At 63.1% G+C, this 18516-nt stretch carries 16 protein-coding genes; 5 read left to right on the top strand and 11 right to left on the bottom strand.

From position 1 onward, the window contains the following. Positions 1-14: 14 nt before the first annotated feature. The 7 genes from NKJ78_RS10405 to NKJ78_RS10375 form a co-directional block, all read right to left on the bottom strand. On the bottom strand, positions 15-1925 hold the full coding sequence (locus NKJ78_RS10405; RefSeq protein WP_352459835.1) for an ATP-binding protein: 1911 nt from the start codon (positions 1923-1925) through the stop codon (positions 15-17). A gap of 2 nt (positions 1926-1927) precedes the next feature. Next, positions 1928-2707, bottom strand: a complete 780-nt coding sequence (locus tag NKJ78_RS10400; RefSeq protein WP_352459836.1) for a Fic family protein — start codon at positions 2705-2707, stop codon at positions 1928-1930. A 48-nt stretch (positions 2708-2755) separates the two neighbouring features. Then, positions 2756-3901, bottom strand: a complete 1146-nt coding sequence (locus NKJ78_RS10395) for a hypothetical protein (RefSeq protein WP_023669989.1) — start codon at positions 3899-3901, stop codon at positions 2756-2758. A 27-nt stretch (positions 3902-3928) separates the two neighbouring features. Beyond that, the gene (locus NKJ78_RS10390; protein WP_023669990.1) at positions 3929-5017 is read right to left on the bottom strand and encodes a hypothetical protein; all 1089 of its coding nucleotides are present in this window, start codon (positions 5015-5017) and stop codon (positions 3929-3931) included. A 321-nt stretch (positions 5018-5338) separates the two neighbouring features. Further along, positions 5339-5722, bottom strand: a complete 384-nt coding sequence (locus NKJ78_RS10385) for a c-type cytochrome (RefSeq protein WP_023669991.1) — start codon at positions 5720-5722, stop codon at positions 5339-5341. Between the two features lie 85 nt (positions 5723-5807). Beyond that, positions 5808-6986 carry a glycosyltransferase gene (locus tag NKJ78_RS10380; protein WP_352459837.1) on the bottom strand — a complete coding sequence of 393 codons (1179 nt, stop codon included), beginning with the start codon at positions 6984-6986 and terminating at the stop codon, positions 5808-5810. Positions 6987-7000: 14 nt separating this feature from the next. Continuing rightward, on the bottom strand, positions 7001-7612 hold the full coding sequence (locus NKJ78_RS10375) for a thymidine kinase (RefSeq protein ID WP_352562430.1): 612 nt from the start codon (positions 7610-7612) through the stop codon (positions 7001-7003). A gap of 237 nt (positions 7613-7849) precedes the next feature. Here NKJ78_RS10375 and NKJ78_RS10370 point away from each other — a divergent pair, with 237 nt between their 5' ends. The 3 genes from NKJ78_RS10370 to choV all read left to right on the top strand — a co-directional run bounded on the left by NKJ78_RS10370 (position 7850) and on the right by choV (position 10955). Further along, complete coding sequence (locus NKJ78_RS10370) at positions 7850-8785, top strand: choline ABC transporter substrate-binding protein (protein ID WP_023686157.1); 936 nt, start codon at positions 7850-7852, stop codon at positions 8783-8785. 137 nt (positions 8786-8922) lie between these two features. Continuing rightward, entirely contained in the window at positions 8923-9777 is an 855-nt protein-coding gene (gene choW, locus NKJ78_RS10365; protein WP_023669995.1) for a choline ABC transporter permease subunit, read from the top strand. Continuing rightward, entirely contained in the window at positions 9774-10955 is a 1182-nt protein-coding gene (gene choV, locus NKJ78_RS10360) for a choline ABC transporter ATP-binding protein (protein ID WP_023669996.1), read from the top strand. The genes choW and choV overlap by 4 nt, the downstream gene beginning before the upstream one ends. Here choV and NKJ78_RS10355 read toward each other — a convergent pair. Next, positions 10952-12979 (bottom strand): transcriptional regulator, encoded by a 2028-nt coding sequence (locus tag NKJ78_RS10355; RefSeq protein WP_352459838.1) that lies wholly within the window; start codon positions 12977-12979, stop codon positions 10952-10954. The two genes, choV and NKJ78_RS10355, sit on opposite strands and share 4 nt — an antisense overlap. A gap of 203 nt (positions 12980-13182) precedes the next feature. On the opposite strand from NKJ78_RS10355, the gene NKJ78_RS10350 reads away from it, so the two are divergent. Next, positions 13183-14268 (top strand): PLP-dependent cysteine synthase family protein, encoded by a 1086-nt coding sequence (locus tag NKJ78_RS10350; RefSeq protein WP_352562429.1) that lies wholly within the window; start codon positions 13183-13185, stop codon positions 14266-14268. Positions 14269-14287: 19 nt separating this feature from the next. Continuing rightward, a complete protein-coding gene (locus tag NKJ78_RS10345) occupies positions 14288-15763 on the top strand; it encodes a pyridoxal phosphate-dependent decarboxylase family protein (RefSeq protein WP_352459840.1) in 1476 nt (491 codons plus the stop codon). Positions 15764-15781: 18 nt separating this feature from the next. Here NKJ78_RS10345 and NKJ78_RS10340 read toward each other — a convergent pair whose 3' ends face one another. From NKJ78_RS10340 to NKJ78_RS10330, 3 genes are all read right to left on the bottom strand, one after another. After that, on the bottom strand, positions 15782-16186 hold the full coding sequence (locus NKJ78_RS10340; RefSeq protein ID WP_023823393.1) for a YciI family protein: 405 nt from the start codon (positions 16184-16186) through the stop codon (positions 15782-15784). 93 nt (positions 16187-16279) lie between these two features. Beyond that, positions 16280-17689, bottom strand: coding sequence for an ATP-binding protein (locus NKJ78_RS10335; protein WP_352459841.1), 1410 nt, complete (start codon positions 17687-17689; stop codon positions 16280-16282). Beyond that, positions 17686-18402 carry a response regulator gene (locus NKJ78_RS10330; protein WP_023670002.1) on the bottom strand — a complete coding sequence of 239 codons (717 nt, stop codon included), beginning with the start codon at positions 18400-18402 and terminating at the stop codon, positions 17686-17688. The genes NKJ78_RS10335 and NKJ78_RS10330 overlap by 4 nt, the downstream gene beginning before the upstream one ends. Positions 18403-18516: the final 114 nt, after the last annotated feature.

Genomic DNA, 18516 nt, shown 5'->3' with positions numbered 1-18516 from the left:
GCAGCGAAGGAAGCTCACGCATTCCAGAGCCCCTTCTTCTTCATCTCCTCCATCTCGCGCCCCGCCCGTTCGCGCAGGCGTGCGTCGCGCAGCAGCTTCTCCACCGCGGCGTCATCGGATTTGTCGGAATAGCGGAACTCCGAGTCGGCGTAGCGGTTGATCTCCTGCATGACCATGTCCATCGAGAACGGCCCACGCAGTTCCTCGATCATGGCTTTCTTTTCGTTGTAACCCTTGTGCATGAAGGCTTCCGGCTTCTCGAACCAGTCGTCGGGCAGCTCGATGTCCATGGCGCGCATCTTGATGGCGTCGGTGACGTTCTTGATGGCTCGGCCGGTGAAGCGCGGCTCGGCATCCTTGATCAGGTGCAGATAAGTGCCGATGTCGGCCATCGATTTCGGCGCGCCATTCTCCTTCATGTAGCGCTCATAGACCTTCATCAGCCCGTCTTCCTGAGGCTTCTCATGCTCCTCATAGGCTTCGGTCACCGCGCGCTGGATCTCCTGCGCGGCGTAGAGCTTGTGGTCGCCGAGTGGGATCTTGTGGTTCTTGCCGGCAAGCAGCACGAAGATGTCGATATAGTCGTCGCGGCTCTGCGGGCCGTCGACCAGCCAGCGGGCGCCGGCGCGCTGGCGCAGCGCATCGTCGACATTTTCGGGATAGTTGGAAAACATGCCGAACGAGCAATTGCCGCGCACCACCGTGCCGGCGCCGGCAAAGGCGTCCATCAAGACGCCGGTGATTTCCTGTTGGCCGGCCGAGGCGCGGTCGTCGGAGCGGCGGGCCGCCACCTGGTCGATGTCGTCGACGGTGCCGAAACCGATGACGCGTGGGTTCAAGACGTTGTTGATGAACTGGCGGCAATTCTGGCCGGATTTGCCCTGGTAGGACGAGATCTGGTCGACGCCGAAATTCTCATAGGCGAAGGGATAGCCGGCAACCTGGCAATAATTGTTGACGAGGCCGGCGATCATCTGGATCAGCGTCGTCTTGCCGGTGCCCGGCGCGCCATCGCCGATGAAGGTGAAGAGGAAGCCGCCGAGCTCGACGAACGGGTTCAGCTCGCGCTCGAAATCATAGGCCATCAGCATCTTGGCGAGCTTGACCGACTGGTATTTGGCGATGTGATTGCCGACGACCTCTTCGGGCTTCTTGAAGGTCATCACCAGCGGTTTCGAGCGCTTGCCGGGCGCGACGTCGAAGCCGTCGAGGGTGAAATCGTCGGCGTCGATGCGGATGTGGGCGTTCTCGAACGGACCGATGCCGTCGAAGCGGCCTTTGCGGGCCAGCAGCCCATCAATGGCGACCCGTGCAAAAGCTCGCGCGCGCGTCGTCAGGTCGCCATCGTCCTTGGAGCCTGCAATCGCCTTGTCCAACCCGGCGACGATCGACTTCACCGCGTCCTGCGGCGTGTCGAACAGGAAGTCCGGTTCGGGGATATCGTTGGGCGCCTCGCCGTCGCTGTCGATCAGCTGGAACAGGTAAGAGGCGAGGCTGAAGGCTGAAACGTAAGCCGAGGCTGACAGAAGCTTCTTGAAGGTCGCCGCCTCATCGCCCTCAAGAGGCGCGCGGGTGTTCTTGGCCTGGAGGCTTTCGAGGTCGGAGCCCTCGGCGAAGACGTCGGAGATGGCGAGCGCAATCGCCAGGCCGCGGCGGGCGCGGAACAACAGCGTGTGCTGCGGGATGCTCATCAGCTGGTCGTCGGGATGGATTGCGGCGACGGTCTTGACCAGCTCGACCTCGCGTGTGCGCCGCACCGAGCCGACCGAGACGGTGGAGACGAAGCGGCGGTTGGTGCCGGCCAGCGCTGTGCCGGATTCGCGCGAGGGGTCTTCCAATACGACGACGCGGGTGATGAAGCTTTGCGCGGTTGCGCGGTGCTTTTCGATAGCCGCTTCCGGGATGGTGGTCAGGCCCGTGTCCATGGTCAGCTCCTCATAGGAATACTTTTGCTGGCCGACGAATCGCGCGCCTGGCGAGCGGCGTCGAGATACATATCCAACGTCTGGTCCAGCCTGTCGAAAAGCAACTTGTCAAAGGCGGCATGGCCGCCGCCGCGTTGATCGATCTCAAGGGCGGCAATGTAGGCCGGACGATCCTCGGGACGAATCGCTACCGGCGGATAGCCGGCCCGCGCCAGAATGAGGTTCATCAACAGACGTGCCGTACGACCATTCCCGTCGTTGAAAGGATGAATGCCGACGAACCGTCTATGCGCTTCGAAGGCGGTCTTCGGCGTGTTGCGTGCCACGCCCAGCCAATGGGAAAAAGCTTCCATGAGGGCCGGGACTTCCGTCGGCGTCGGAAAATTGTGAACACCGGCATCGGTATTCACATAGCGGGCGGTATCGGCATAGCTGCCTGCAATCTCGGGCCTGGAATTCGCGACAACCAGGTGGTGGAGGTTACGGATATCGGCCTCGATTATCGGCATGTCGCGTTGCGAGGCGATTTCCAGCACCCAATTCAGTGCTCGCGCATGATCGACTGCCTCCAGATGGTCCTTAAGGGGCTTGCCGCTGATTGTGATGCCCTTCTCGAGCACCAGGGCTGTTTCGCCGGCAGTCAGCGTGTTGCCTTCGATCGCATTGGACGTGTAGGTGATGTCGATGCGCTGGCTGTGCTCCAGACCTTCCAGCGCGCCGGCCCGGACAGTCTTCCTCAGAGCATCAAGCTGTTTCTTCTTTGCGAAGACCGCTGGCATCATCGGCCACGCCTCGGCTCAGCTTGGCGATTGGCGTCACAAGCGAGACTCTTACACATCTGAAATCACCTGCCCATTTGACAGGATGTGAACCTTGTAGCCGGAAAAGATCTTTTGAGCTTCGCCGGCGGCGTAGAGTGCTTGATAGGCTTCGTGCGGGATCAGGGCGTGGTTCTCGTAGCTCGACACACCCTGGCGCGCGGCTTCGAGATCGTCGGTGTTGATAAAGAATTCCTGCGTGGTCTTCTCGCTCGAAAACAGGCCCTTGCGGCCGGGTTTCTCGCCCTTGGAGTAGACCTCCTGGATGGTCCAGGTGAGCAGCCAGGCATTTTCCGGTTTGCGCACCTTGGCCAGCACCTCGGTCACGGTCGAATTGTTGTCCGTAATGCCTGCGGAATAAAAGGGGCCGAGCACGACGCGGCGCAGCTGCTTAGGGTGCAGCGGCTCGAAATCCTTGTCGAGATTGACCGCAATCGTTGCGGGCGAAAGCGTGTAGGCGGAATTCTTCTCGGTGAAATCGTCGAAGCGATGGGCGAGTTCGGGGTTGAGCAGGCCGTCCACCGGCAGCGGGATGTCGACCCGTTCATTGAGCTTGCCGCTGCTGTCAACGAGCTGCCGGATCATGCTTTCGGAGGAATCCTCCACCGTCACCATGTAGACCAGCGGCAGGTTGGCGCTGCCGTCGAAGCTCGCCCAGTGCACGAGGTAATAGGGGCGCCCGGTCTTTGGATTGACCGAGACCTTGGCCGTCTGCGCCAGCGAGAACGGGCCAAAAGTCTGTTCGCTCTTGACGTCCTCGAGATAGAGCCGCTCGGCCATCGACTTCTGCAGCGCTTCGGGGAATTCCTTGTGGCGCAGGATGAAGTCGGCCATTTCCTCGCGCAATTCGCCGGCCAGCGGAATGTTGGCCAGCCGCGCCTCGGCCTGGCGGCGGTCGTTTTCCAGTTCGAGCAGGTTCTGGAAGACGGGATAGCCGCTGTCGGCGCGCGAAATGCGGAACGTGTCCATGAAGCCGAGCCGGTTGCGCCAGCAGGAAAACGATTTGTCCAGCCGGGCAATGTATTCGGCGACAATCTTGGCGACGATGCCGTGCCGGTAAAGCGGCGAGCGGTCGTCGCGCATGAACACTTCGAGGCCGCTGAGTGCCGCCGTGATGGCGGAAAAATAGCGCGCCGCCGCTTCGTTTTCGGGAGTCATGCCGGTGTGCCCGCGTGCAGCCGCTCCTTACGACTGCACGTAGTTGGCCGAATTGTGCTTCTTCATCACGTCGTCGAAACGGCGGGCGAAGGCGTCGTCGGCGAGCTTCTTGCGGCGCTGGATGTCGGAGCTGGCGACCATGTTCTTCTCGTGCATTTCGAGGAGATCGCCGATGTGCTTTTGCGAGGCGGCGCCAATGCCGGCCATGGTCTCTTCGGCGGTGTTGTCAACCTGGCTGCCCAGCGTGTTGATCTTGTGGGCGACATCCTGCTGGGCGGCGGTCTTCAAGGAATCTTCCAGTGCCTTGTAGAGCACGATGCGCTGCTCGGTATCGATTGTCAGCTTGTTGATCAGCGTCGACTGCGCTGCGATCTGATTGTTGAGCGAATCGACGAAGGTCTGGAACATCGAGGTGTAGCGTTCCAGCGTCTGGCTTTCGGCCAGAAGCTCCTGCTCCTTGGCCTGCTTTTCATTGTATTCGGTCGCCAGTTTCGAGCGCTCGCCCTCAAGCTGCGTGCGCTCCTTCTGACTGGTAGAAGCGGCGATCTTGTTTTCGATGTCGAGCAGCAGCGGATTGACCTCCTCGATGCGCTTCTGCACCGCCTCGAGGTTGGTCATGGTGACCTTGCGGCGCTCGATCACCTGCGACAGGCTGTTTTCCGAGGTCTTGTAGCGCTGGTCGAGGACCTCTTTCTGCGCTTTCAGGATGCCGACGATGGTGTCGGACTTGACCAGAAGCTCCTGCAGATTGCCGGCCAGCGACATGTTGCGGACGCGGTCGGTGCGCATGCGCTGCTTGCGTTGCGCCGAGAAGACGCCGACGAAGCTTTCCCAGCCGGTGTAGTTCTTCATGCTCTCGAATTCGGTGCCGAAGACGTTGGTGGCGTCTTCCAGCCCGATGATCAGGTCGGCAATGTTGCCTTCCATCACCTTCTGCTGCTTCAGCACGTCCTCGATGCGGGCATTCTCGATGTCGAAATTGGCGTCGCCGATCTTCTTGTCGGCGGTGGCCAGCGTATCAAGCACCGTGCCCGACTGCTCGATCTTGGAGCGCATGTCCTGCACGACCTGCCTGGTCTTGGCAATTTCGGCATCGAAATTCTGCAATGTCGCCATAGGGGCCTCCCGCTTCGGCTTCCGGTCGCTGGCTGCGAACAGCGGCGAATATATGTGGGGTATCAGGGGATTGAAAGACGCAAGACAAGACCCGCCCCGAAAACAAAAAAATGCCTGGTCGTCTTGAAAGGCAATGAAGGCGGGGTCATGGCGTGATTAACCAGCCGGCCAAGTATTGTTCAATTGTCATTGAACTTTGACGGCTGCGAAGAAGTCGATCTCGGACAGTGTGGGTGTGCTGAATTCGACAGAGGGCTCGATGAGTTGCAAGCGCGAGACAGCTGGCGGAAGCCGTCGCCATCACGCTAGGCATCGCGCCGTTCAAGGCTTCGGATCGGCCTTCAGATAGGCGATGACGTTGGCGATGTCCTCGTCGCTGCTCAGGCCGGAGAAGCCCATCCTGTTGCCGGGTACTTTCAGCTTGGGAGCGCCGAGATAGGCTTTGAGGTTGGCTTCGTCCCAAACGAGGCCGGCCGCGCCGGCGTCCTTCATGGCCTGCGAATAGTTGAAGTTCTGGGCGGTGCCGGCGGTGCGGCCGACGATACCGAGGAGATGCGGGCCGACCTTGTCGCGGTCGCTTGCCGCCTCGTGACAGGCCATGCAGCGGTAGAACACTTTCTTGCCAAGTGCTGCATCGCCGTCGGCCAGCGCGGCGAGGATACCGGCCAAGTAAATGACAAGGCCTGATGAAATGGCTCGAAGCATGGCGGTTCCCGGCTGGCTCTGGCTGAGGGCAAAATAGGCTGCAGGCCTTAACAAACGCCGTATGCCGGTGGATAGCAGAACGGGCTCAATCCGTGCGCGGGATCGCCGCGACCGCCTGCTTGACCTGCTTTTCAATCGCCGCCGACGAATGATTGTCGCGCACGAAAGCGCGGCCGATCTCCGCCATCTCGGCGGCCGCTTGCGGGCGTGTCGCGAGATCGATGATTTTCAATGCCAACTTGCCGGCATCGTCGCTGGACAGGAAATGCCTGCCCGCCTGCAGGCCAAGCCCTTCGACGGCCTTTTCGGTGGCGGCGACGACAAGGCCCGCCGCCATCGCCTCCAGCACCTTGATGCGGGTTCCGCCGCCGAAGCGCAGCGGGATCGGCGCATAGCCGGCACGCCCAAGCAATTCCGGCAGATGCGGTGGGTTCTCGATCAACCGCAGACCATGCCTGGTGCATAGACCGCGCACGACATCGCGCGGGTTTCTGCCGGCGACGGTGATCGACCAGGGCCGGCCGGAGGCGGCGAGGCGCGGCGCCATCGCGCGGCCGATCTGCTTGACGGCGTCGATGTTTGGGAAGTAGCCGAGATGCCCGATGAAGCACAGGCTGAGCTCACTGAAGCGCTCGGCAGCAATCGGCAGGGAAAGCACGCTCTCGTCTGGAATGGGGTTGGCGACGAACCTGACGTCGTTGACGGGGCCGAGAGCGGACAGAAGCGCTTCGTCGGCCCGCGAACAAACCCAGACCTGGTCGGCCAGGGCAGCCGCACACCTGTCGGCTTCGCGCGCCTCTGCCTTCCTTCGCCTGTTTTGGCGCCAGTCTCGAATTTGCTGCCACAGCGTCAGGCCGGCGATCCGGTCGGACACCGTCCGGGAATCAATGTTGTGCTGGTCAAGGACGGTGCGCGCGCGATGCTTCGGCGCCAGCGTCAGCAGCTGCGAAAGCACGATCTCCTCGATCACCACGAGATCGGGCGCGAATTCCCTCCAGATGGCGTCGGCTTCGGCCAGCTCGTCGTCCGGCATCATATGCACGGTCGGGTGCGGGCTGCGCCTGCTCCAGGGCGCCCTGCCGCGCGCTGCCTCGATTATCCGGTGACGGATGTTCGGCGGTGTGGAGGGTGCCGGGGCGCCAGTCAGGCTTACCGTCAGGACCTCGCCCATCGATGCCAGGGCGCGTGCATTGGCGGCGTTCCGGATCTCTCCGCCGGAGACCGGCGGAAACGGGCAATCAACTGTGAACTGCAGAATTTTCATGTTGTCCCGGCCGTTCAGCCTCTGGTGAAGCCAATGAAATCGTCGGGCGCGGCGCGGCCCATTTCCTCTTCCCAGTGGCGGCGGCAGAGCGAGATATAGACGTCCTTGCCGATCGCCACCTGTTCGCCTTGTCTGGCCACCTTGCCGTCAGCGCCGAGACGCACGACCATCGTCGCCTTGCGGCCGCAGCGGCAGATGGTGCGCACTTCGCGCAGATCGTCTGCGATGGCCAGAAGCGCTCGCGAACCGGAAAACAGATTGCCCTGGAAATCGGTGCGCAGGCCGTAGCACATCACAGGGATGTTCAGCCGGTCGGCGATACGGGCGAGCTGCCAGACCTGCTCTTCCTCGAGAAATTGCGCCTCGTCGACAAAGATGCAATGCACCGTCGTATGTTCGTGATGCTCGGCGACGCGAGCGTAGAGATCGTCGCCGTCGCGGAACATCTCGGCCTCCGTCTCCAGGCCGATGCGCGACGAGATCAGCCCGGTGTCGCCCTTTCTGTAGTGGCCGGCGACGAACAGCATCGTCGTCATACCGCGTTCGCGATAATTGTAGGTCGCCTGCAGCAGCATTGTCGTTTTGCCGGCATTCATCGTCGCATAGTGGAAGTAGAGCTTGGCCATGCCGTCCTTTTAAGCCGAGTTGGCGCGGCGCGGGGAGAGGGCACCGCTGCATTTGATGGGAAAAGCCGTCTGCAATCGAAAAAGCGGCGGGCGTGTCGCTGTTTGGCCAGTCCGCGCCGTTGATCGTGATTGTCTTAGCGCTTGAAACCACACCAGAATGGTGTTTGGCTGACGAAACAAGGCGGGCAGAGAAACCGTCACTACGCTTCGCCAAAGAATCACAATGGGAGACTGCCAATGTCGCGTATGAACACCTTCGTCGCCGGCCTCGGCCTGGCGACTTTTCTGTCCACGAGCGCTGCACTTGCCGGCGATCCGGAGAGCTGCAAGGCGGTGCGCCTTTCCGATGTCGGCTGGACCGACATCCAGGCAACCACCGGCGTCGCTTCGGTGCTGCTCACCGCGCTCGGCTACGAGCCGCAGACGATCCAGCTGTCGGTACCGGTGACCATGGCGTCGCTGAAAAACAAGGATCTCGACGTCTTCCTCGGCAACTGGATGCCGTCGATGACCAACGACATCAAGGACTACACCGCCGATGGTTCGGTCGAGACGATCGGCACCAACCTGACCGGCGCCGGCTACGGCATCGTCGTACCGACCTATGTCGCGGAGGCCGGCGTCAAGTCGCTGACCGACATCGGCAAGTTTAAGGACAAGTTCAACGGCAAGATCTATGGCATCGAGGCGGGCAATGACGGCAACCGCATCATCCTCGACATGATCAAGAATCCGAAGGACAATCTCGAAGGCTTCGAGCTGGTCGAGTCCTCGGAAGCCGGCATGCTGACGCAGGCCGAGCAGTCGATCAAGAACAATGAGTGGATCGCGTTCCTCGGCTGGACGCCGCATCCGGTGATGGGCGCCATGAAGCTCACCTATCTCGACGGCATGGGCGACAGCGGCTTCGGCGCCGCCACCGTCTACACCAATGTGCGCAAGGGCTACACCACCGAATGCCCGAATGCCGGCAAGTTCATCGCCAACCTGAAGTTCAACCTGGACATGGAAGGCGAGATGATGGACGCGATCCTGAAGGGCGGCGACGCCAACACGGTCGCAGCCGACTGGCTGAAGAAGCACCCTGACGCGGTTGCGCCGTGGATTGCCGGCGTCACCACCTTCGATGGCGGCGATGCGGCAGCGGCGGTCAAGACCGCGCTCGGAAGCTGAGCCGACTGAATTCGGCAAAGCCGAACCAGGAAGGGCAGCCAATCTAGAAAAGGCTGCCCTTTTTCATATCCTGTGAGAAGATGACCTAACGACAGCGGAGGCCGGAAGCAGGCGGTCTCTCGCATGAGAGGGGCGATATGGATCCGATTTCGAAATTCATGGTCGATCACAAGATACCGATCGGCGCCTGGGGAAAGGCGTTCTTCGGTTTCCTCACCGACAATTTCGACACCGTGTTCAGGGCCTTCTCGAATGGCCTCAATTTCCTGCTCGACGGGCTGGTTGGCATCCTTTTGATGGTGCCGCCGGTGCTGCTGGCGCTGATCATCGCCATCATCGCCTGGCTGCTGCAGCGCTCGCGCCCGCTGGCCATAGGCGTCTTTCTCGGCCTGATCTTCATCATCAACCAGAACCTCTGGAAGCAGACGGTGCAGACGCTGGTGCTGGTCGTGGCCGCCGCCGCCATGGCGATGGCCATCGGCGTGCCGCTCGGCATCTGGGCCGCGCACAAGCCGAAGGTCTACCGCATCATGCTGCCGGTGCTCGACCTGATGCAGACGCTGCCGACCTTCGTCTACCTGATCCCGGTCCTGACCCTGTTCGGTCTCGGCAACGCGCCCGGCCTCATCGTCACCATCATCTTCGTCATCCCGACCGCGGTCCGGCTCACCCATCTCGGCGTCGTCTCGGTGCCGAAGTCGATCATCGAGGCCGGCGAGGCGTTTGGCGCCACCAAGCAGCAGCTGCTGTGGAAGGTCGAATTGCCCTCAGCGCTGCCGACCATCATGGCCGGGCTGACGCAATCGATCATGCTGTCGCTGTCGATGGTGGTGTTTGCAGCACTCATCGGCGCCGGCGGCCTCGGCACTGAAATCAACCGCGCGCTCGGCTCGCGCCGCATCGATCTCGGGCTCGAGGCGGGCCTGGCGATTGTCGTACTCGCCATCGTGCTCGACCGGATGACGCGTATCGGCGTTGGAGGCAAGAAATGACCGTCGCCGTCGATTTCAAAAATGTCGATATCGTCTTCGGGTCCGACCAGGCCGGTTCGCTAGCGCTGATCGATGGCGGCGCCACGCGCGCCGAAATCCTTGAAAAGACCGGCAATGTGCTGGGTTGCGCCGGCGCCAGCCTGACCGTGCATGAGGGCGAAATCTCGGTGCTGATGGGCCTGTCCGGCTCGGGCAAGTCGACGCTGCTGCGGGCGGTCAACCGGCTCAACGTGGTGTCGCGCGGCCAGGTGCTGGTCAAGGACGGCGACAATATCGTCGATGTCGTGACCTGCGATCAGGCGACGCTGCGGCGGCTGCGGCAGAAGCAGGTGGCGATGGTGTTCCAGCAGTTCGGCCTGCTGCCTTGGCGTACGGTGGAGGAGAATGTCGGCCTCGGCCTCGAACTCGCCGGCGTGCCGGAGCAAGAGCGCAAGGAGCGCGTGCAACGCCAGCTGAAACTGGTCAATCTCGACCAGTGGTCGAAGAAATACGCGCATGAGCTGTCCGGCGGCATGCAGCAGCGCGTTGGCCTGGCCCGTGCCTTCGCCACCGAGGCGCCGATCCTGCTGATGGACGAGCCGTTCTCGGCGCTCGATCCGCTGATCCGCACCAAGCTGCAGGACGAATTGCTGCAGCTGCAGGCGGAGCTGAAGAAGACCATCATCTTCGTCAGCCATGATCTGGAAGAGGCGCTGAAGATCGGCACCCACATCACCATCATGGAGGGCGGTCGCATCGTGCAGACCGGGGCGCCGGAAGACATCGTGCTCAAGCCCGCCAATGACTATGTCCGCGACTTCATCGCCAATGTGAATCCGTTGTCGGTGCTGACCGCCTGGAACGTCATGCGCGACAGCCGCGACCTCGAGCACGGCGATAATGGCTGGGTGTGGCTCGACCGGCGCAAGACGACGCGCTTCAAGATCGACGAGCACGGGCTGGTGGCGGCGGCGGAACGCGACGGCAAACCGGCGGTATGGGTTTCATGCGCCGATGTCGAGGCGCAGCCGGAGGAGACGGCGCAAGTGTTCTGGGCCAATCCCGGGACCTCGCTGAAGACGGTGATGCTGGCCATGCACCGCTCGCAGACCGCACCCGTGGCGCTGTTCGACGACCAGTCGCGCTTTGTCGGGGCGATCGGCATACGCGACGTGCTGAGCGCGGTGTTGCGGCGCTAAGCCAGCCCGATACGCGCGGCGCCGAGCTTGAACAGGGCTGTGGCATCCCGGTCGAAGCGGAAGGTGTCGATGAAGTCGTCGGCTCGGTAATCCGGAAGCGTCTTGCGGATGGCCGCGGCGAAGTTTTTCGCCTCGTCCAGCCGCCCAGCCAACGCCAGGCAGTGAGCGGCGATCGACAGGATGATGACATGGGCGTTGGGGCGGGCGGCCGCCTTCAGTGCCCAATCGGCTGCCTCGTCGAACTGGCCGAGGCGGACATGCGCCATGGCGCGCGCGCCCAGCATGCCGAACAGCATCGGGTCGAACGGCGACAGATGGCGCGAATGATCCGACGATCCGATCGCCGCGTGCGGGTCGCCCGACTGCGAATGCACGAACGACAGCGCATAGTGGCCAAGCGCGAAGTTCGGGCTGAGGTCGACGGCTCTTTGCAGTTCTACCACGGACGCATCACCCTCGCCGCGCAGCCACAGCGCCCGGCCCATCGCCCAGTGCGCGGCGGGATTATGATCGTCGACCAAAAGGCTTTGGCCGGCTGCCTCAAAGGCAAGCGCGCTGTCCTGATCGCGGCCGCCCCAGCGCTGGAAGGCGCTCTGCCAGTGGGTGAAGGAGAGGCCGGCATAGGCGCGGGTGAAGGTCGGATCCTGCCTGACAGCAATGTCGAAGAAATGCCGTGCGAGGTCGTTCTCGCTGCGGGTGAAGCGATACATGTGCCAGAGGCCGCGATGGTAGGCCTCCCAGGCGTTGAGCGAATTGGGCGCCTTCAGCATGGCGCGGTTGCGCTCGACCATCTCTATCTCGGATGAGATAGAGGCCACGATGCTGTTGCCGATGTCGTCGAGGACAATGAAGATGTCCTCGGGCTTGCGCTCGAAGGTCTCGGCCCAGACGATCCTGGCCGTGCGAACCTCGACAAGCTCGACGGTGACGGTCAGCCGGCCCGCCAGACTGCGCACCGAGCCGGTGGCGACATAGTCGACATTCAGCCGGCGGCCGGCATCCTCCGGCGCGATGTTCTTTTCCGCCAGCGCAAAGACCGAGCCGCGGGCAATGACGAAAAAATCCCTGAGCTTGGCGAGGCGGGTAATGATGTCATGGGTCAAGCCGTCGGCTAGCCCACCACGAACGCCGCCGGCATCTTCGGCGAACGGCATGACGGCAAGCGAAGCCTTGTGCGGTGTCGCGGCTTCGGTGGGGGCACGCGCGATCGGGCTGTGGCCCGCCACCGGCGCTACCGCAGGCTGTGCCGGCAAAGTCGCGCAGTGACGTTCCGCGCGAATGGCAAGCCACGCCTGGCGCACAGGGCCGAAATCCAGGTCTTCCGATTGGAAGAGCGATGCTGCTGCGGCAAGATGGTCCTCGCAGGCACCGAACTGGCCGCGCCGCGCCAGCCTCACCAGGAGTGCGACATGGGCGCTGCTGTCGAACGGGGTCAATTCCAGCCATTTTTCGAGATGGGCGGAGACGTCTTCGGAATCGGCCGGCAGCGTCTTGACCAGATGTTCCAGTATAGCAGCTTGGCAGGAACCGAAACGGCGGCGCTGCGCGGTCAGCCAGCTGTTGAAGAGAGGGCTGCGGTCGATCTCCAGCCCTTCGAGGAAGTCGCCGACGAACAGGTCGGAGAGCAACTGCAGTCGCGTCGGCTCGAGCGTTTCGATGCCTGCGGCAGCCGCCGCCGCGACATCCAGAACGTCGACTGAGATGCCGTCGAGGTCGAGCGCGATCGTATCGCCCGATGTTTCGATCCTGCGGCGGCCCGGTTCGTCGAGCGCGGCCCGCAGCTTGCTCAGGCACCAGCGAAGCTCACCCCTGGGATCATTTGGAACATCCCACAGCAACTCGCAGAGCTTGCCACGTCCGACCGGATGGGGCGCCAGCGCCAGATAGGCCAGCAGCGCGCGCAGCTTGCGCGATGCCGGCAAGACCACCGGGACGCCGTCGCGCGCAATCGTCGGCGGCCCAAACAGGCGCACGACAACACCTTGATGGCTGCTCGCCAGGCTCGATTCCACGCCAGATACCACGCCTGCTCCCACGCTGACCTGTCGGCCCCTGCTTTACCACCGAGCACGACAAAGTGCACCCGGCTCGCAAAATTTGTGCGCCGAATGTGGTGTTTACCACACTGCCGCACGTCAAGGACCTGTAGTGCGGCAAGGTGTCGAAATCTCGCCGCCCAAACCGCCGGTGTGTAACCGGCCCGTGAGCAAGAACCAGGAGTTTACCCATGTTGCATCAGCAGAAAATCAGAACCACGGCCGGCCGCGGCCGCCTGTTCGACAGCATTCTCGACACCATCGGCGACACGCCGGTCATCCGCGTCAATAATCTCGGACCGGCGCACGCCACCATCTACGTCAAGGCCGAGTTCTTCAATCCGGCGGCGTCGGTGAAGGACCGGCTGGCGCTCAACATCATCGAGGAAGGTGAACGCACCGGCGCGCTCAAGCCTGGACAGACCATTGTCGAGGCGACCAGCGGCAACACCGGCATCGGTCTTGCCATGGTCTGTGCGCAGAAGGGCTACAAGCTGGTGGTGACGATGGCCGACAGTTTCTCGGTCGAGCGCCGCAAGCTGATGCGGACGCTGGGCGCCAAGGTGGTGCTGACGCCGCGCGCCGAGAAAGGCTTCGGCATGTACAAGAAGGCGGTGGAACTGGCCGAAGCGAATGGCTGGTTCCTGGCCCGCCAGTTCGAGACCAAGGCCAACGCCGACATTCATGAAGCTACCACGGGACGCGAGATCGTCAACGATTTCGCCGGCTCGCGGCTCGACTATTTCGTCACCGGCTACGGCACCGGCGGCACCGTCTCCGGCGTGGCGCGGGTGCTGCGCCGCGAGCGGCCTGAGACCCGGATCGTGCTCACCGAACCGGCCAACGCGCAGCTTGTCGGCAGCGGCAAGCCGCAGATGCGTGGCGCCGGCGGAGCGCCGGCCGCCAGCCATCCGGCTTTCGAACCGCACCCGATCCAGGGCTGGACGCCGGATTTCATCCCGCACGTCCTGCAGGAGGCCATCGATGGCAACTTCTATGACGAGGTGATGCCGATCGCCGGGCCGGAGGGCATGAAATGGGCCAAGGCGCTGGCGCAGCAGGAAGGCATCTTCACCGGCATTTCCGGCGGTTCGGCTTTTGCCGTGGCGCGCCAGATCGCCGGCACGGCACCGGCCGGATCGGTGATCCTGTGCATGCTTCCCGATACCGGTGAACGCTACATGACCACGCCTTTGTTCGACGGCATCGAGGCCGAGATGAATGCGGAAGAGCTTGCTCTCTCGCGCTCGACGCCCGGTTGCCAGTTCCCGGCATGATGACGCGGGAGCAAATTGCATGGACGCGATGCCTGGACACTCGGCTACCAGTACCGAGGAAACGCTTGACCCCTCGGACTGGGCCGATGTGCAAAGCCTGTCGCATCGGATCGTTGACGATGCCGTCGCTTACCTGCGCGATGTCAGGCAACGGCCGGTGTGGCAGGAGATGCCTGGAGATGTGAGGGATTTCTTCACCGCTTCGCTGCCGCAATCGCCGACCCCGCTTGCCGACATCTATGGCGATGTCGTGGACAAGGTGATGCCCTATCCGATGGGCAACATCCATCCGCGCTTCTGGTCCTGGTATATGGGGTCGAGCAATTTTACCGGCGCGATCGGCGATTTCCTGGCGGCAATCCAGGGCTCCAATCTCGGCGGCGGCAACCATGCCGCCGCCCTGATGGACGGCCAGGTGGTCGACTGGTGCAAGCAGATGATGGGCATGCCGGCTTCGGCCAGCGGTACGCTGGTCAGCGGCGGCTCGATGGCCAACATCATCGGGCTCACCGTGGCGCGCAACACCAAGGCCGGCATCGACGTGCGCGAGCACGGCGTTGGAGCAATCGAAAAGCCTTTGCGTTTCTATGGCTCGGACCAGGTCCATTCCTGTCACCGCAAGGGGATGGAAGCGCTCGGTCTCGGCAACAAGGCGCTGCGCCGCATTGCCAGCGACGCCGGCCTGCGCATCGACATTGAAGGTTTGAGGACTGCGATATCGGAAGATCGCGCGGCCGGGTTCAAGCCGGCCTGCATCATCGGCAACGCCGGCACTGTCAACACCGGCGCCATCGACGATCTGCAGGCGCTGGCCAAGCTGGCGCATGAGGAGGACCTCTGGTTCCATGTCGACGGCTGCATCGGCGCGCTGATCGCGATCGCGCCTGAGAATGCACATCGCGTCGCCGGCATCGAATGGGCCGATTCCATCGCGCTCGATCCGCACAAATGGCTGCATGCGCCGTTCGAGGCAGGCTGCGCGTTGGTCAGGGATGCCTCGGCGCATCGCAAGACCTTCGCGGTGACGCCGGAATATCTGGAATCGACACCGCGCGGCCTCGCCTCCGGCCAATGGCTGCACGATTATGGCCTGCAGACGTCACGCGGCTTCAAGGCACTCAAAGTGTGGATGGCGTTGCGAGAACACGGCGTCGAAAAATTCGGCCGCCTGATCGACCAGAACATTGCGCAGGGGCACTATCTCTCAGGCCTGATCGCGGCCGATCCAGCGCTCGAACTGACGGCGCCGACCAGCATCAATATCGTCTGCTTCCGCTATCGCGCGGATGGTCTCGACAGCGAGCGCGCGAAGGCGCTCAACACCGAGATCATGCTGAGGCTTCAGGAAGACGGAACCGCCGCCATTTCCGATACCACGGTGCAAGGCCGGCATTGCCTCAGGGTGGCGATCAACAACCACCGGACCCGGCGCGAGGATCTCGACCTTCTCGTCGCCGAAACGGTCCGCCTGGGCAACGAGATCGCTTCTGCCTGACCGGCCATGGGGTAGTTCTCAGCCGCTGGCGGCCTCCTTTAAATCGCCCTCCGTAGCGGGAAACGTCACGCCGGGAAGGTAAAATGTGATCGGCCGGATTTCGTAGACTGCCGAGGGATTCACGCGGCGCAAGTCGCGCGCAGCCGCAATCGCCGCCTCCTGCGTGGCGCAGTCGAGGACATAAAGACCCAGCAATTGTTCCTTGGTCTCGGCAAACGGCCCGTCGATGACGATACCTTCGCCCGGACCGCGCAGCGTGACGGCCTCGGCGGTCGCGCCCAGTCTTGCCGCCGGCCCAAGCTTGCCTTCGCGGGTCAGCCTGGCGTTGACTTCGAGCAGGTCGTGCATCAGCGCCGCATCCTGCTGCGGCGTCAGGGACTGGATGGTCTGTTCGACGTGATAGGCCAGGATGGCGTAAAACATGCGGCGATCTCCTCCTGCTCGAGCGGCCGCACTATTGCAAGGTTGGGTTGGTTGATCCACCCCCGGTGCCCATCGAGACGCTAGTCTGCTGCCTTATGCCGCCAGCGGCAGGCTGAGCTCCGTCAGCAGGCCTCCGCCGGGATGGTTGGACAGGTTGACATCGCCGCCGGCGGCACGCGCAATGTTGCGGGCAATGGTCAAGCCTAGCCCGAGACCGCCGGTCTGGCGGTTGCGCGATTGCTCCAGCCGCACGAAGGAACCGAACACCTGGTCGAGCTGCGCCTGCGGTATGCCCGGCCCCTCGTCGCGGATGACCAGCGTGACCGTGCCGTCCGACTGCCGCAGGCTGAGATGGGCTTTCTTGCCGTAGGTCACGGCATTCTGGACCAGATTGTTGACGCAGCGCTTGAGCGCCACCGGCCGCGCCATGCAGATCATGCCACGCGGCCTGGCGCCGTCATGGTCGAACGTGACGTCCTCGAAACCGTCGGCGATCGATTCCACCAGCGACCAGAAATCGATCCGCTCGCTCTTCTCCTCGGTGACTTCGAAGGTGGCGAAGTCGATGACGGAGCTGGCGATGCTCTCGATGTCGGCGAGGTCGTGGGCGAGCGCCTCGCGCGCCGTCGATCTGCGCAACAGTTCGAGGCGCAGCCGCATGCGGGTCAGCGGCGTGCGCAGATCGTGGGCGAGCGCTGCGGCCAGATGTTCGCGGTCCTCGACATAGTCGCGCAGCCGGACCTGCATGGCGTTGACGGCTTTGGCCGCGGCGCGGATTTCGCGGCTGCCGGTCTCGGCGATCGGCGGGCTCTTCAGATCCGTGCCGATCCGGTTGACCGCCGTTTCCATCATCCGATAGGGCGCCGTCAGCCGGCGCAGCGACCAGATCGACATGATCACCACCAAGGCCGCGATCAGCGAATAGAGCGGCAGGCTGTCGAAGCTCAATATCGGTCCGACCGGCGTGTTGGGCTCGGTGAAATTCAGCCATTGGCCGTCGGCGAAGCGGACAGAGGCCGTCAGCTTGTCGCTCTGGGCGAAGCTGGCCGCCAGCGATAACAGGTCGCGCTCCACCGCGCCGACATCCTTGGTCACGGCCACACCGCCAGGCGCGTTGGCTGCCTGGGTTGCCGGATCGCGCCGGACGCGGGCGTCGGTGATGCCGAATTTCGACAGCCGCCCGACCAGAATGTCCTCGAGCTCGGCCAGTTCGTCGTCGCCGGCGATCGACGAGGTGACCGCGGGCGTGTCCGAAACGGTGAGCGCATAGGTGGCGTTGAACAGACCGGAGGCCGTCAGCTTGCGCTGCTCCGGCGTGTCGTCATGCATCAGCTGCACCAGCGAATAGGCGCGGTCGTTAAGCCGGTAGAGATCGACCTCGTCATTGGCGACGGCACGATCGCGCGAGACGATGTAGAGCGTGGCGACCTGGCTGATCAGCAGGCCGGCAATGACGATGAGCAAAACCCAGACCGGCAGGGTTTGCGGCAGGAAACGTCTCATTCGGAGGTGGTCTCGGGCAGGAACTGGTAGCCGCCGCTGCGCACAGTCAGGATCAGTTTCGGCGTCTTGGGGTCGTCTTCCATCTTGCGCCTGAGACGGCTGACCAGGATGTCGATACTGCGATCGAAGGAATAGTCGCTGTCACCGCCGGAAAGCTCGATGAGCTGGTCGCGGGTGAGCACGCGCTGCGCGCTTTTGACGAAGGTCTGCAACAGGTTGAACTCCGCCATCGTCAGCTCGACCCTGACATCGCCCGGCGCCATCAGCCGCCGGCGCGAGCAGTCCATCGTCCAGCCGGCGAAATGGTAGATTTGCTTGGTGGTGGCGCGCTTCGGCTCAGCAGCACCATTGCGCCTCAAAACGGCGCGGATGCGGGCCAGCAGCTCGCGCGGATCGAAGGGTTTGGGCACATAGTCGTCGGCGCCCATCTCCAGGCCGACGACGCGGTCGGTGGTCTCGGTCACCGCCGTCAGCATGATGATCGGCGTCGAGTAGCTGGCGCGCAGGTCGCGGCAGAGCTCCAGCCCGCTCTTTCCTGGCAGCATCACATCAAGCACGATCAGGTCTACCTGCGTGCGGCGCAGTATGTCTTCCATCTCGACGCCGTCGGCGGCAACCGTGGTGCGCAGGCCGCGCTTCTGGAAGAATTCCTGAAGCAGGTCGCGAATGCCCTTGTCGTCGTCGACGATCAGTATGTGCGCATCGGATTTCACGGCGATCCTGTCATTGCTGGCGGCCGGTCGGCGGCTGCCTTCTGAGTCTGCTTCTGTGGCGTCACCCACACGATAGAATTCTGGCCACATGTTGGCCAGCGGCGATGATCGCCC

The sequence above is a fragment of the Mesorhizobium sp. M0037 genome (assembly GCF_040323635.1).
Classification (GTDB): Bacteria; Pseudomonadota; Alphaproteobacteria; order Rhizobiales; family Rhizobiaceae; genus Mesorhizobium.
The sequence above is the reverse complement of the archived record's forward strand: the minus strand, read 5'-3'. Positions and strand labels throughout refer to the sequence as shown.